The sequence below is a fragment of the Methanothermobacter thermautotrophicus genome (genome assembly GCF_014889545.1).
Lineage (GTDB): Archaea > Methanobacteriota > Methanobacteria > Methanobacteriales > Methanothermobacteraceae > Methanothermobacter > Methanothermobacter thermautotrophicus_A.
Genome location: NZ_QKOF01000007.1, coordinates 59,467 through 74,213, shown reverse-complemented (window position 1 = coordinate 74,213; position 14,747 = coordinate 59,467). Strand labels below are relative to the sequence as shown.

Here is a 14,747-nt window from a genome sequence, read left to right as displayed (position 1 = left end):
TCAGACATCTACCTACTTCTTATTTCATCTATTATGGCCTGGTGCATTCTCCTTATGAATTCTATCCTGTCCTCGTATTTGAGGACATCCAGGTAGCCCTGGGCCACAAGGTTGAAGGCGAAGGGTGATGGTATGCGGGTGTTGACCTGTTTTATCTCCATTTCACCGTCCCTTATCCATTCAAGGACCCTCACAGCATTTTCAATGTCCATGTAGTCCTCCATGACCTCCCTCCGCGCCTCCTCAAGGATGGGGAACTTATCATCAAGTTCACTCACAAATTTGAGGAGTATCTTGCCCCGCACCTGCTGCCTGCCGACCGATTTCTCCTCGCCCCTGTACCTCCTCAGTATCATAAGGGCACGGCCAGCGCAGTGCCTGAACCTGCTTGCCAGCGTCTCTGTCCTGTCAAGGGCCTTCTTGAGCACATCCCTGAGGTTTTCAGGTTCAAGTTCCCTGAAGGACTCAAGACCACCCATTTTGCCCTCCGAGCTTAGGTAGAACCCATTGTCAGATACAGATATCATAACATCCCTCCGGTAGCGCCTGGCGATGACATAGGCGACTGCACGGGAGATTGCATCGTTTACCCTCCTCCCGAAGAGGCTGTGGAATACAATGAACTTCCTCCCACCAAACCCTGTATAGTACTCAACCAGCATCCTCCTTATACTGGGTATCCCTGCGTAGAGGTACTGCTCACGGAAGTACTCATAGATGGAGGACGCAGCCCTCTCATCCACATGGAGGTAACTCCCTATGAATTCCATTATCTCATCCCTGGAACGTCCGTACTGGAACTTTCCATCCATGATATCCCTGAAGCGCTGTATATCCACTGCAAGGTCAAAGGATAGGGGCAGCTGCTCTGAGAACCAGGAGGGGATCGTTGGAGGCCCTGAGGCCGGTGTGACGTTAACGGTCATGCCCCTGGCATAGTTGAAGCGGTATATCCTCCCACCAAGCACGAAGGTGTCCCCCTTCCTGAGCTTCTCCATGAAGTCCTCCTCGATCCTCCCCACAACCTTACCATTGCACTTCACAACTGCAGCACTTCTATCTGGTATCGTGCCTATATTCGTTGAATACAGCATCCGTGCAAGTTTACCCCTCCTCCCGAACTGGTTCTTATCATAGTCAACCCAGATCTTTGCATAGACGTACCTCTCCTCAAGTTCCACGTACTCACCGGCAAGGTAACTGAGGACAGACAGGTAATCCTCCCTCTCCAGGTTCCTGTAACAGTAGCTGTTCCTTATGACCTCAAGGGCATGGTCGATGTCCCAGGGGTGCTCTATGGCCATCCCGTATATGTGCTGGGCCAGAACGTCCAGGCAGTTCTCGGGTACCCTGATGGAGTCGATTTTACCCTCAAGGGCGTTTTTGAGTATGAGTGAACACTCCACAAGGTCGTCCATATCCACAACAACTATCCTCCCCTTTGATTTCTGGTGGAGCTGATGGCCGCTCCTCCCGATCCTCTGCAGGGCCCTAGAAACTGATTTTGGGGAACTCAGAAGTACCACAAGGTCTATGTAGCCTATGTCGATACCGAGTTCAAGGGAGGTGGATGACACAACAGCCTTCAGCTCACCACTCTTGAGTTTCTCCTCGGTTTCAAGTCTGATCTCCCTTGAGAGTGATGAATGGTGGGCCATGATGTTACTGTCACTGTAACTCTCAGGGAAACGGCTTTTAAGGTTATATACAACGCTCTCTGTGCCGCTCCTGGTGTTTGTGAATATTAGGGTTGTTCTGTGATCCTCTATGAGGTCATGGAGGATGTCATATAGGGCGTTCCTATCTCCTCAGGGTCAGCGGCAACGATGTCATCCACGGGGCATATGAGGTCGATGTCCAGTTCCTTCAGGTAGCTGACATCAACTATCAGGCACTCCCTCTCTGAACCGTAACTGTAGCCAACAAGGAACCGCGCGACCCTCTCGAGGGGGTGGACGGTTGCTGATAGGCCTATCCTAGTGAAGTCCCCCACGAGGTGCTGCAGCCTCTCAAGGCTTAGGGAGAGATGGACTCCCCTCTTATTATCTGCAAGGGAGTGTATCTCATCAACGATAACATAGCGGACGGTTGAAAGCTTTTCCCTGAATTTCGGCGCGACAAGGAGTATTGAGAGCGTCTCAGGCGTGGTTATGAGTATATGGGGAGGCTTTCTGAGCATCTTTGACCTTTCATAGCTGCTGGTGTCCCCTGTCCTGACAGCCTTCCTTATCTCAAGGTCCCTGCCCTCCCCTGCGGCGATATCCCTGATGGCACTGAGGGGCTCCTCCAGGTTCCGTTCAATGTCGTTGTCCAGGGCCTTGAGGGGCGATATGTATATGCAGTAGACGCTGTCCTCAAGCTCCCCATCATCTGCAAGTCTTGTCAGTTCGCTGATTATGGATAGAAAGGCGGTGAGGGTCTTACCGGAGCCGGTAGGTGAGGATACCAGGACGTTCCTGCCCCTGTGGATGTCCATTATGGCATACCTCTGGGCCTCTGTGAAGTCATCGAAGGTCCTACTGAACCACTCACTAACCCAGGGGTGTAGTATGGAGTGTATCTCCCTGGATGTGTACATCCTCTCCTGTTTCCTTATCATTCAATCACCAGGATAACCTGTTTTCTGCTGAAACTTCAGGAGGTCACCCACGGTTCCGAATTCGAAGACCTCAAAGTCCTCAACACCATAGACCAGGAATTCAGTGAGTTCCGCCTCCCTCAGGAGAGGGGAGAGTATATCCTCGTGGAGGATGTCTGAACCCTCTGTAACGAAGTTAAAGGAGGGCATCACAAGGAGTTTCCTGTCCCTGAAGGGACCAAGCAGGAAACATTTGATCTTCTCAACCCTCTCACCGCTTCTTAAACCCACACAGGGATGCTCATGGCCGATGATTATTGTCCCGGCATCAAGGTCTTCGGGTATAACGTGGCCGTGTGCAAGGAGGAAACCGGATATCCTGAGGGTGTCGGTGACACTGAGATGTGAAACCCGGGACATGTGGGGTATGAGGGGGTCATGGTTTCCCCTGATGATGGTTATATCCCTGAAATTCTCCTCAAGGTAATCCATCATTCTGATGATCTCACGGTTCTCCTGCCAGCTCACCCTCCCGAATTCATGTTTAAGGTCGCCATTTATGATGATGGATGAGGCTCCTGAAACATCCCTTATGGTGTCTATGCGTTCAATTATCCTCCTGAACTGAAATCCAGGTACCATGACCCCCTGCCTGTTGAGGTACTGCTCATAGCCCAGGTGGAGGTCAGCAATGACCATGGAATCCTCAATGAGGAGGGAGAGGTCACATATTTCAAGGTCATCCATGAGTCTGTAGGTCTTCATGCGGTCACCATGACTCCCGTTAAATAGATGAGGTTGAGTATCCCGAAGGCTATGAGGGAGTTCATAACAAGCTCAGATTTGCTTGCAACATCATCCCCATCCCCTGAACCATGGAGTGAATGGATGCATGGGACTGTAACTGTGAGTGACAGGGCGGATATTAAGAGGAAATTGATCCCGGGACTGAAGCTTTCTGATAATGAAAGAAGGGCCAGCATCACCGTTGCTGTGGCTGAGGCAAGCACCATTATCCTCCGGGAATCCCTGACCCCTATCCGGACGGGTAGGGTCATTTTACCACCAGCGAGGTCCTCCTGGATGTCAGGTATTTCAACGTTTATTATGAATACGAGCTGCAGCAGCATTATGGGTATGGTGAAGAGGAGAATCTGAAGGTCAGGTCCACCTGCAATCACAGAGTAGCCCATGGCTGGAAATATGAATCCTGTGATGGCGGTTGCAATCTCGCCAAGACCCCTGTATGAAAGCCTCAGGGGCGGTGCACTGTAGAACCATCCCAGGAGGCTGCCAGAAACTGTAAGCAGGAACACTGAAGGATTCCTGTAGTTTATGGCGTAGATTATGGATAGCATTATGGATATGGCTATCAGAAAAACCGCGAATCTCCAGGCGAAACTTCGCAGTTCAGGGTGCCTCTGAAGGACGCCGCTTCCACCTGAGTACCTCGTTGAAGAATCTGACCCATCAAGGTCAAAGTCATAGTAGTCGTTGCTGTAGGATACAGATAGGTGTGCCGGCATCACTATGAGGTAACCGGCGATGAACTGTTCCGCTGAAATATGCCCAGTCTCTATGGCTGCGAGGACGGCTCCGGTGGCATAGAGTATAAAGCCTGCTCCAAGGAAGGGGAGCCTTCCAAGCCGGATTATCTCATGGATCATCCAGGTATTTGCATAATTCTTCATGGGGATCTCCACAGGATTATCATTGAACATTTATAAATTATCTTAAGTAACTATCAGAGAGCCACTCATGAGCTGCTCAAAGTCATTGAACATTTATATCATCGGGGGGATAAATGGATTTTCGTTGATAAAGAATGAATTGAATTCGGTTTGCTTCATGCACTGAAGAAGGATTATCATCATCACTGGATAAGAAGAGGCAGGTGATATCATGGTCAATGAAAGATTGAAGGAAATAGGTCTAATGGAGCCTCAGGGCAGGATGGAGGCCATAGAAGAACTTGAACCTTCAGAGGAATCAGTTGAAATACTCATATCTCTTCTGGAGGATGAAAGTCACCTTGTAAGATTCAAAGCCGCTGAAAAACTTGCAGAATTTGGTGAAGTAGCCATTGAGAATCTTATGGAAGTAATGGATACGGCTGAGGGCGAAATCAGGAGATACGCAACCTTCGCACTCAAGAAGATAGGGGACCCCCGTGTCACAGATCACTTCATAGAGGCCCTCAGTGATGAGGACTGGGGCGTAAGGAAGGTTGCTGCAAGGTCCCTGGGTGAACTGGGGGATCTGAGCGCAGTTGAACCCCTGATAGAGGCCCTCAGTGATGAGGACTGGGGTGTTAAACTTGCAGCTGTAAGGTCACTGGGGGACCTTGGGGATGAGAGGGCAATAGAGCCAATCAAGAAGGCCAGAAGGAAGGGTGATAAGGACTTCAAGAAGGCTGCAAACAAATCCCTTAAAAAGATCCAGTCCGGGACCTGATTCAGTTTAACAGTGGCTTAACCATTAACTCGTAAACATTTAATGGGGATTTAAAAATCCAAATCCTTTTTTTTAATCTTACATATGAATGAAATACCATTTTTAATGAAGTTTTTATATCTGTTTCAACATAATTATTTTTAGATTATGACGGTGGTCTTATGAACATGGTTATCGTGGGAGCTGGATTCGGGGGAATATCTGCTGCAGCACTCCTTGCAAAGAATGGGGTGGAAGTAACTGTTATTGAGAAAAATGAGGGTCCGGGGGGACGTGCAAGTGTCTACAGTGAGGGCGGATTCACCTTTGACATGGGACCATCATGGTACCTCATGCCAGACGTTTTTGAAAACTTCTTTGCAGAGTTCAATGCTAAGCCAGAAGATTTCTACAGGCTTAAAAAACTTGAACCAGCCTACCGTGTCTTCTTTGATGATAGAGGATTCGTTGACGTATCATCTGATATTAAGAAGAACTATGAACTCTTTGACAGTTTTGAGGAAAATGGTGGTGAGAAACTCAGGGAATACCTTGAATCAGCAGGTAAACTCTATGAATCAGTGGTTAAGGAAATGCTCTACAGGGACTACAGATCAGTCCTGGACTTCCTTAATGGAAAGCTCCTGCTACAGGGATTGAGGCTTAACATACTTGAATCTCTTGAACACTTCGTCAACAAGCGATTCAAGAGTGACGAGGCCCGCAAGATACTTCAGTACTCAATGGGGTTCCTTGGAAGCGCACCACAGGACACGCCCTCAATGTATCATATAATGTCCCACATCGACATGACCCTTGGAGTCTTCTACCCGGAGGGTGGCATAAGGAGGGTCGCACAATCAATATATGAACTCGCACTTGAACATGGGGCCAGATTCCACTTCAACGAGGAGGTTAAAAGGATAGAGGTACGCGATGGTCTTGCAACATCCGTCATAACCGACAGGAACATCTATGAAGCCGACGCAGTCCTGGTGAATGCTGATTACCCCCACAGTGAACTGGAACTCCTTGATGAACCCCAAAGGACCTATGATGAGGCGTACTGGGATTCCAGGGTAATGGCACCATCAGCCTTTGTAGCCTACCTGGGGGTTGACCGCGTTATCGATGCCCTTGACCACCACAACCTGTTCCTTGAGAGGGACTGGGCTGATAAATTCCAGGAGGTATTTGATCCCCAGAGGGCAAGGTGGCCAGAGAAACCATCCTACTATGTGAATGTACCCTCACGGACGGATACGACTGCCGCCCCTCAAGGATCAGACACCCTCTTCATACTGGTCCCCCTCGCCCCTGGCATGGATGATAATGAGGAACTGCGGGAGGGCCTCTACAGAAGGGTGATGGATGACCTTGAGAAGAAGGTGGGTGAAAATATACGGGACCATGTTGTTGTAAAGAGGATATTCGCCATAAATGATTTCAGGGACCGTTACAATGCATACAAGGGCACAGCCCTGGGGCTTTCCCATACACTAAGACAGACAGCCCTATGGAGACCATCACATAAGAGCAAGAAGGTTAAGAACCTCTATTACACAGGCCATTACACACACCCGGGTATAGGAGTCCCAATGACACTTGTCTCATCACAGATAGTCTGCAATGAGATAATGGAGGATACCGGAAAGTGAAGTTGCTTTATTGACCGCAACTTCGTAACATTTACCTAAGATTTAATGGGTGATATGCCTTTGATTGACGAGAAAATTTACTCAATATTTAAGAGGGGAAGTAAAACATACTTTTACAGCACGCTCTTCTTCCCAAAGAAAGTCAGGAGAGACGTTTTTATACTTTACAGCTTCCTTCGAAAGGCCGATGACTACGTTGACCGGGTACCACAGGATATTGATGGCTTCTATGGATTCGTGGAAAGGTACAGGAGAGCATACTCCGGTGAAATCACAGGGGACGTGGTGGTTGACTCCTTCGTGGAACTTTCAAGGAGGAAGAAATTTGAGGATGACTGGACAGAGGCCTTCCTGAGGTCCATGGAGATGGATTTAAGTGTTTCATCCTACAGTACAATGTCGGACCTGGATGAGTACCTCCTTGGCTCATCAGAGGTTGTGGGGCTCTTCATGGCGTCCATAATGGGCCTTGACACGGATTCATACCCCTATGCAAGGTACCTTGGAAGGGCCATGCAGTACGTGAACTTCATAAGGGACATTGCAGAGGACATTGAGCTCGGCAGGCTCTACTTTCCCCTGGATGAACTTGAAAGGTTTGGACTCGAATCCCTTGATCCTCATGAGATAAGGGGCAGGGAGGATAATTTCAGGTCATTTCTGAGGGCTCAGATAGACATCTACAGGGAATGGCAGAGGACAGCTGAGAAGGGATACAGCTACATCCCCTACCGTTACCTCGTACCAATAAAGACAGCGGCTGACATGTACATGTGGACATCAAGGATCATTGAAAGGGACCCCATGATAGTCTACAGTAGAAAGGTTAAGCCATCAAGGGGTCGTGTCGTCTCAGGGGCGGTATTTAACATATTCCGCCTCATGGGTTCCATAAGGGTAAGCAGAGGCCCATGATCGTCGGGGCAGTGTTCAGATGAAGGCTATTCTGGGATATGTGGGGTTTCTCTTCAGAATATCCAGACCCAGGTTCTGGATCTACACAGGAGGAACCTATGTTATAGGATACACCCTGGGTGCCTCAGGATTCTCAGATTTCATGTCCCCTGCCTACTACATCTACCTCCTATACTTCTTCTTCCCGGCCAATATCTTCATATACGGGGTTAATGACTGGTGGGATGAGGATACTGATATTCTGAACCCCAAGAAGGGCTCCAGAGAACACATGCTGGTTCATGATGAGAGGAAAAGATTGAAGGGATCCATAATACTGGTAACCGCCATTAGCTTTCTCCTGATGCTCTCACAGACATTGACAGAGACCCTGATATTTCTCGGCTTTCTTTTTTTATCATACTTCTACAGTGCGCCTCCACTTCGCTTCAAGGAGAAGCCCTTCCTGGATTTCTCATCCAACTACCTCTATATAATGCCGGGTCTCTTTGGATATAACCTTGCATCAGGTTCCCTACCGGATCCCATGATCCTCTTTGCCGGGTACTGCCATATTGCAGCAATGCACATCTTCTCGGCTGTACCAGACACCGACTATGACAGCATGGCAGGTATAAACACCACACCGGTTTTCATTGGCAGAAGGCCGGCCCTTGCACTTTCAGCATTCTTCTGGTTGCTCCTGTCCATTATAACAGTTTACCTCACAGGGTTCCATCCGCTGAGCTTCCTGGTGTTCATATACCCGGCATTCCCCCTTTCAGTGCTTCTGATAAGGAAAATAAGAATAGAGGAGATATACTGGTATCTGCCCCATGTTAACACCGCCCTTGGAGGGCTCCTGTTCATTGCACTTGTAAACCACAGGGTGTTTCACTGGATATAGCCCATCAGCGGGATACTTCACCATAATTTAAACTTGGATGTTCTTAATATGAGTGCAATCAGTGTTAGACCCACAATGAAGGGCATTTCAAGCCCCCGGAAGAGGCAGACACCTGTCCAGAAACACATTATCAGGTAAAGGCTTGATACAGTACCATTACCCATCTCCTGCAGGGAGTCACCGGCCACCAGCAGTGAGATCATTGCAGCCCCAAGGCCAGATAGAATCCAGCCCGCGAAGTTCTGTAGTGGAACCCCATAGAAGATCCCTGGATTCTCCCAGACCCAAAACCTGAGGTTAACTGCAGCCGGGTCAATAACAACGTCGGTTAATACAGCAATCAGGGTTGCAAGGACCATAAACTTAGCTCTGCCCTCAACAGACTCCTTTGCAAGGTAGGCTGATCCAAGGAAGAGGGGCAGCCATGCGAAGGGGACCGTGAAGGGTGTGTAGCCCAGTATCTTCAGGCCGATCATGTCCCCATAGTGGAATTCAGAGTAGGGAAAACCGGTTATTATGGCAAGGGTTTCAATCGAAATTGCATAGATGCCAAGGAGAAGTATCAGTAAAAAGCCACGGGACTTAAGGCTCCCCATGGTTGATATGAATGATGGAACCGCCATTGAAATTATGAATATAACTGACAGGATCCAGTAACCCTCTATCCTCACCCCGCTAACAAAGTATGAGCTCACAGCCAGCAGGATACCAGTGAGAAGTATCACAATTGAGGTTCTTCCAGCCCTATCAGACATACTCAACACCTTTATGGACAATTATCATTCAAGGCACCAAATCTCCACCTGTAAACATCTGGCCTCCTGTTTCTCAGGAGTGGAAGCTCTCTGCGGATTCTCTCAACGGTTTCCATGTCAATATCGGCTGTGACCACAGAGGGGGATGCGCCGGCATCACAGACAACAGAACCCCATGGATCAGCGACCATGGAGTGGCCATAGGCAACATAGGATGCAGATGGATTCCTTGCAGGTGATACAGCAGCACAGTAGCACTGGTTATCCAGGGCCCTTGACCTTACAAGGAGTTTCCAGTGGGCCGGACCGGTTGTCATGTTGAATGCCCCTGGAAATATGAGGATCTCCGCACCCCTCAGTGCCATCATCCGTGAAAGTTCAGGGAAACGCATATCATAGCATATACCCACACCCAAAACCCCGTGGGGAGTTTCTATAACAGTTACAGAGTCGCCGGCTATGAGGCTTTCTGATTCCCTGAAGGTTATCTCCCCGGGCATGCGGATGTCGAAGAGGTGGACCTTACGGTGTCTCCCGATGATGTTTCCCCTATCATCTATCACAAAGGAGGTGTTGTAGATACCCTCTGCTGTCTTCTCGGGGATGGAACCTGCAACCAGGTGGACCCCCAGTTTCCTTGCAGCTGACCTCAGTGTTCTTATGGAATCTCCATCCTCCTCCTCTGCATACTCCTGAAAGAGGTTTACATCGTAGGGGCATGTGAACATTTCAGGGAGAACAATGAGCTGGGCGCCTCTTTCAGAGGCCTCCACAATCATCTTCACTGCAGTATCAACATTCTCCCCTTTATCCTCAGTTACCATCATCTGACATATTCCAAGCCTCATGGGGACACTTCCATGTGATTCAGGTGTATGAAATATTTTGAAGTATTTTAAGGCTGATGTGGGATAGTTCAATGTGATTCAGGTGAGCGGAACATTTTCCAGGAGGATCTTGATGCCTATTAGGATTATAACCACACCACCAAGGGCCTCAAGGCGGTTTTCAAATATGTGGCCTATCCTCTCCCCCAGGTAGCTACCGGCAAGTGACAGTATGAATGTGATCAGGCCTATGACGATTACAGGGAGCAATATGGATATGTCAAGGAGGGCGAAGCTTACACCCACTGCAAAGGCATCGATGCTGGTTGCAATTGAGAGTAGAAGGAGTTCACGGTAACTGAAGATGAATTCATCCTCCTCCATGATCAGGCTTTCGTAGATCATTTTAAGGCCTATTATGAGGAGCAGAAGGAATGCTGCCCATGGTGCAAGGGCTGATACGAGCCTCTGGATCTCAAGGCCGGATACCCATCCAAGGACAGGCATAACAGCCTGGAATGTCCCGAAGGATAATGCAGATAGCAGGGCGTAGTTTGTCTCTGATTCATGTAGTGTAAGGCCACGGCTCACAGATATGCTGAAGGCATCCATTGCAAGGCCAACTCCTATGAGCACCATTGATAGAAGATCCACTTTCATACACCTGTGGGGGTTTGATGACAATATTTTCTGTCCTCCCATATTTAAAGCCAGTCCTCCAGGAAAAGTTTATATACAAAAAATTTTAATAACTAAATTTAACTAAAAACTGCCAAGCCCGAAAAACATTCAAAAAGTTTTAAAAAGGACTTAAAAAATTGTTTTAAGTATAGGGAAATGATTAAGTCAGAATATAAAAATAATAGAACTGAATTAACCGAAATGGAAGCTGAAGAGCAGGATTTAATGGATGCCTACTCAGAGGCTGTTACGGGGGCAGCCGATAGAGTGAGCCCTTCAGTCGTAAGGGTAACAACGGTGTCCAGGACAGAAAAAAGGACACTGGGGGGAGGTTCAGGCCTCATATACACTGAAAATGGCCACATAATCACAAACAGTCATGTTGTGCATGGAGCAGAGAGAATTGACGTAACACTCAACACAGGAGAAGAGTACAGGGCCACTGTTGTTGGTGATGACCCCCACACCGACATCGCGGTTCTGAAAATAGAACCTCAGGATGAACTCAGGACACCTGAATTTGCAGACTCCAGCAGGGTGAGGGTTGGACAGCTTGCCCTTGCAATAGGCAACCCCTTCGGGTTCCAGTTCACAGTAACAGCAGGGGTGGTGAGTGCAACCGGCAGATCCCTGAGGACCATGACAGGCAGACTCGTTGATGGGGTTATACAGACAGATGCGGCACTTAACCCTGGAAACTCAGGCGGGCCACTGGTTGATTTTCGTGGAAGGGTCCTTGGAATAAACACTGCCCTTATAAGGCCTGCTCAGGGTCTTTGCTTTGCAATACCATCAAATACAGTCAGGGAAGTCGCAGATAAACTCATAGAGGATGGTAAAATAAGGAGAGCACACCTGGGAGTGGCCTGCCAGAACATGGTGCTCAAGCCAGACACGGTTGAGAAGCTGAAACTGGATTCAGACAGGGGAGTTATGGTGGTATCACTCTCAGGCGGCCCTGCAGGAGATGCTGGAGTCATGAGGGGTGATATAATAGTATCACTGGACTCAGAACCCGTTGAAACAGTTGATGACCTTCACAGGATCCTAAATGAAGAAAAAATTGGCAGGGAATGTGAGCTGCATATCATAAGAGGATCTGAGATATGCAAAATCCGGGTGAAACCCTCAGAACTCCAATGAACATGTCTAAAATTTTATTAGGAGAGAATGGCAGAGTAATTCTGGCAATTCCGTGGCCGTGGTCTGAATGAATATAAAAGAAAAGCTGGATAAAATCGACAAATCACTCAGAAATGTGGGATACATCCCGGGCAGGGATATCATCATAACCCTTTTTCTCTCATCAGAACTGAAAAAACCTGTTCTGGTGGAAGGCCCGCCAGGGACCGGTAAAACACTTCTCGCTAAGAAAACTGCAGAGGCCATGGGGAGGGAGTTCTTCAGGATACAGTGCTATGAGGGTATAACCTTCGAGCAGATAGTCGGAGAATGGAACTACCAGAAACAGCTTCTGAGTCTTGAAAGGTCAAGGATCCATGGATCCGATGAGGATGTCTTCAGAGAGGATTACTTCATAAAAAGACCCCTTCTATCTGCATTTATAAATGAGAAACCATCACTGCTCCTGATAGATGAGATAGACAAGGCAGATGAGGAGGTCGAGAGCTTCCTCCTCCAGGCCCTCGGCGAGAAGCAGATAACAGTCAATGACCTGGGAACCTTTGACCTGAGGAATGATATAATGGTTTTCCTCACATCCAACTCCCAGAGGAACCTTCTGGATGAGACAAGGGACAGGTGCCTCTACCTCCACATAGATTACCCTGACCCCCAACGTGAGATGGAGATCGTGAGGGCCCACATCCCATCAGCACCAGAGGACCTCATCAGGGAAACTGTAATGCTCATAAACAGGATAAGGGGACTGGGCATCATCAAGAAGCCATCCATAAGGGCCACGGTGGACTGGATCAGAACCATCATGGCACTTGGAAGGGATAGACTGGACTCTGAGACGCTTAAGGAAACCCTTGGAGTTGTTATAAAGAACAGGGCAGATGAAGCAAAGGTCCTTGACCTTGTGGAATCGGTTGATGGGAAAGATGAAGAGGATCATTCATCTCTCAAACATATTAAGGGATAGGGGCGTCCCGGTAAGTGTAAGGGGCACCCTGGACGCATCTGAGGCCTACCGAATATTTAAGGGGAGGCCTGAACTCAGGGATGCCCTTTTCTCTATTTACGTTAAGGACATGAGACACGCGGATGCATTCAGGGAGGCCTATGATGAGGTCTTCGGAGTTCCAGTGGAAAATGAATCAGAGGGATCTGGGGAAGCTGAAGGGCTAAATCATTTCAGGGTTTCAGAAAATTTTTCAGGTAATTCAGAGGTTGAGATTGGAATTGAGGATATTGCACAGCTCAAACCTGAGATCGAGGAATTCACTGACCCTTCAATGGATTATGCTGCAGTCATGGACAGGGACATGTCCACCATCAATTCATTCGACCCCGAGATATTTGAACTATGCCGCAGACTTGGAATAAAAATCGCAAATAGGCGTTCAAGGAGGCTACGCCAGTCCAGGAGAATGAGGCCTGATATAAGGCGGAGCATAAGGAAGAACATTAAACATGGGGGCACAGTGCTTGAACTTATACGGTCAGAACCAAGGGAGAGGAAGAGCCAGCACATATTCCTCAGTGATGTGAGCGGGTCATGTGACTGGATAAGCAACTGGTTCTTCTGCATAATCTACGCTGCACAGCGCACCTTCTACCGTTCACGTTTCTTCGACTTCGACAGCCGTATAGTTGAGACAACACACCTCCTGGATGAGGACGATCTCTACGATGCATTCAGGAATCTCAGGGAGTCAAGGATACGTAATTTAATGATCCACGGAACTTCAAACATGTACACAGCGTTCAGGGACTTTATTGAAGGTGTAAACTTCACGGGGAAATCCTACATAGTTATCCTCTCAGACTGCAGGGACTGGGCAGGTCCAAGGCGGGATGGTATCCCTGAGAGTGTTGAACTGGTAGCTGAGATGTCAGAGAGGGCCCGGAAGGTCATGATACTTAACCCGGAACCTGAAAAGAAGTGGGACGTCGTGGATAGCTGTGTTTCACTTTACAGGGATGCCGGGGCAAGCGTGATGGAGGTCAGGACACTCAGACAGCTTGCAGAGGTTATAGAGGGTCTCTAAATGAAATTGTCCAGTGTAACGCCCCTGTTTGATCTCAGCTCCCTTGGAGGTTCGATCTCCCTGAACTCAAGGCCCTCCTCCTCAAGCATCTCCCGGGCGTCATGTGTTATTGAGGGGGCCACCAGAACACCACGTACACCGACCCTGTCATCCATGAACTCATCCACGTACCTTTTTAGCTGTTTAACTGCACTCACACCAGCTTTTCTGCTTTTAAGTTCAATTATCATGAGGGAACCATTCTCGTCCTTTCCAAGGATGTCAATGAAGCCTGAACCGACGGCATACTCCCTTGCAACGGGCCTGAAGCCCTTCTCGATGAGGTGGGGGTTCATGATGATCATGTTACCCATATCGTTTTCATGACCTGCAACCACGAGATCATGGATGTCCCTTGCAAGGTAATAGGATACAAGGTGGGCCTCATGGATCTCGACCTCAAGGCGCTCCTCGGGGTCCCTCCTGATGCTCTCAAGGTACAGGCGGCCCCTCTTGATGTAGACCCTTGACCTTGATTTCGGTGGCTGCCAGTTAACAGGGTCCACCTTACGGTCCTGGTGCACCATGAAGGTCCCATCGGGTTTTATGACGATCAGCCTCTCACCGGCATCAAGCCTGCTTCTCGCACGACCCTCATAGGATGCGCTGCAGCAGGCAAGTATAACCACAAGGGCTCTTTTCCTTATACCATCCTCTATTAAACGGTAGGCCTCCTTTATCGACGGATTTTCAGATACCTTGCACTTCATGCAATTCACATTCAGAATTTATTGACGCTGGAAGTTCAGTCAGCTAACGGCACGGGATTCCTCAAGTGTGATGTCAGTCCAGACGGGGG

General features: G+C 48.6%; 13 protein-coding genes and 1 pseudogene. 7 read left to right on the top strand and 7 right to left on the bottom strand.

Translation table 11 applies throughout. The annotated features are described in order from the left end of the window. Nucleotides 1-8: 8 nt before the first annotated feature. From DNK57_RS07775 to DNK57_RS07765, 3 genes and pseudogenes are all read right to left on the bottom strand, one after another. Nucleotides 9-2,599, bottom strand: a pseudogene (locus tag DNK57_RS07775) (ATP-dependent helicase). After that, nucleotides 2,600-3,343, bottom strand: coding sequence for a metallophosphoesterase (locus DNK57_RS07770; protein ID WP_192962405.1), 744 nt, complete (start codon nucleotides 3,341-3,343; stop codon nucleotides 2,600-2,602). Then, entirely contained in the window at nucleotides 3,340-4,269 is a 930-nt protein-coding gene (locus DNK57_RS07765; RefSeq protein WP_192962404.1) for a prenyltransferase, read from the bottom strand. The genes DNK57_RS07770 and DNK57_RS07765 overlap by 4 nt, the downstream gene beginning before the upstream one ends. Nucleotides 4,270-4,480: 211 nt before the next feature. Between DNK57_RS07765 and DNK57_RS07760 the strand changes: the two genes are divergently transcribed. The 4 genes from DNK57_RS07760 (at nucleotide 4,481) to DNK57_RS07745 (ending at nucleotide 8,470) form a co-directional block, all read left to right on the top strand. Continuing rightward, nucleotides 4,481-5,032, top strand: coding sequence for a HEAT repeat domain-containing protein (locus tag DNK57_RS07760; protein WP_192962403.1), 552 nt, complete (start codon nucleotides 4,481-4,483; stop codon nucleotides 5,030-5,032). 161 nt (nucleotides 5,033-5,193) lie between these two features. Continuing rightward, nucleotides 5,194-6,669 (top strand): phytoene desaturase family protein, encoded by a 1,476-nt coding sequence (locus DNK57_RS07755; protein WP_192962402.1) that lies wholly within the window; start codon nucleotides 5,194-5,196, stop codon nucleotides 6,667-6,669. A gap of 54 nt (nucleotides 6,670-6,723) precedes the next feature. Beyond that, a complete protein-coding gene (locus DNK57_RS07750) occupies nucleotides 6,724-7,584 on the top strand; it encodes a phytoene/squalene synthase family protein (protein ID WP_226891207.1) in 861 nt (286 codons plus the stop codon). Nucleotides 7,585-7,603: 19 nt separating this feature from the next. Beyond that, nucleotides 7,604-8,470 (top strand): prenyltransferase, encoded by an 867-nt coding sequence (locus tag DNK57_RS07745; RefSeq protein ID WP_192962400.1) that lies wholly within the window; start codon nucleotides 7,604-7,606, stop codon nucleotides 8,468-8,470. A gap of 17 nt (nucleotides 8,471-8,487) precedes the next feature. On the opposite strand, the gene cruF is transcribed toward DNK57_RS07745, so the two are convergent. The 3 genes from cruF to DNK57_RS07730 all read right to left on the bottom strand — a co-directional run bounded on the left by cruF (nucleotide 8,488) and on the right by DNK57_RS07730 (nucleotide 10,712). Next, nucleotides 8,488-9,225 carry a bisanhydrobacterioruberin hydratase CruF gene (gene cruF, locus DNK57_RS07740; RefSeq protein ID WP_226891206.1) on the bottom strand — a complete coding sequence of 246 codons (738 nt, stop codon included), beginning with the start codon at nucleotides 9,223-9,225 and terminating at the stop codon, nucleotides 8,488-8,490. An 11-nt stretch (nucleotides 9,226-9,236) separates the two neighbouring features. After that, entirely contained in the window at nucleotides 9,237-10,073 is an 837-nt protein-coding gene (locus tag DNK57_RS07735) for a carbon-nitrogen hydrolase family protein (protein WP_192962398.1), read from the bottom strand. Between the two features lie 78 nt (nucleotides 10,074-10,151). Further along, the gene (locus DNK57_RS07730) at nucleotides 10,152-10,712 is read right to left on the bottom strand and encodes a manganese efflux pump MntP (RefSeq protein WP_192962397.1); all 561 of its coding nucleotides are present in this window, start codon (nucleotides 10,710-10,712) and stop codon (nucleotides 10,152-10,154) included. 222 nt (nucleotides 10,713-10,934) lie between these two features. Here DNK57_RS07730 and DNK57_RS07725 point away from each other — a divergent pair, with 222 nt between their 5' ends. From DNK57_RS07725 to DNK57_RS07715, 3 genes are all read left to right on the top strand, one after another. After that, on the top strand, nucleotides 10,935-11,876 hold the full coding sequence (locus DNK57_RS07725) for a S1C family serine protease (protein ID WP_226891204.1): 942 nt from the start codon (nucleotides 10,935-10,937) through the stop codon (nucleotides 11,874-11,876). Nucleotides 11,877-11,943: 67 nt separating this feature from the next. After that, nucleotides 11,944-12,840, top strand: a complete 897-nt coding sequence (locus DNK57_RS07720) for an AAA family ATPase (protein WP_192962395.1) — start codon at nucleotides 11,944-11,946, stop codon at nucleotides 12,838-12,840. Beyond that, entirely contained in the window at nucleotides 12,800-13,909 is a 1,110-nt protein-coding gene (locus tag DNK57_RS07715; protein WP_226891202.1) for a vWA domain-containing protein, read from the top strand. Before DNK57_RS07720 ends, DNK57_RS07715 begins: the two co-directional genes overlap by 41 nt. Here DNK57_RS07715 and nucS read toward each other — a convergent pair. Beyond that, the gene (gene nucS / locus DNK57_RS07710) at nucleotides 13,906-14,658 is read right to left on the bottom strand and encodes an endonuclease NucS (RefSeq protein WP_192962394.1); all 753 of its coding nucleotides are present in this window, start codon (nucleotides 14,656-14,658) and stop codon (nucleotides 13,906-13,908) included. The two genes, DNK57_RS07715 and nucS, sit on opposite strands and share 4 nt — an antisense overlap. Nucleotides 14,659-14,747: the final 89 nt, after the last annotated feature.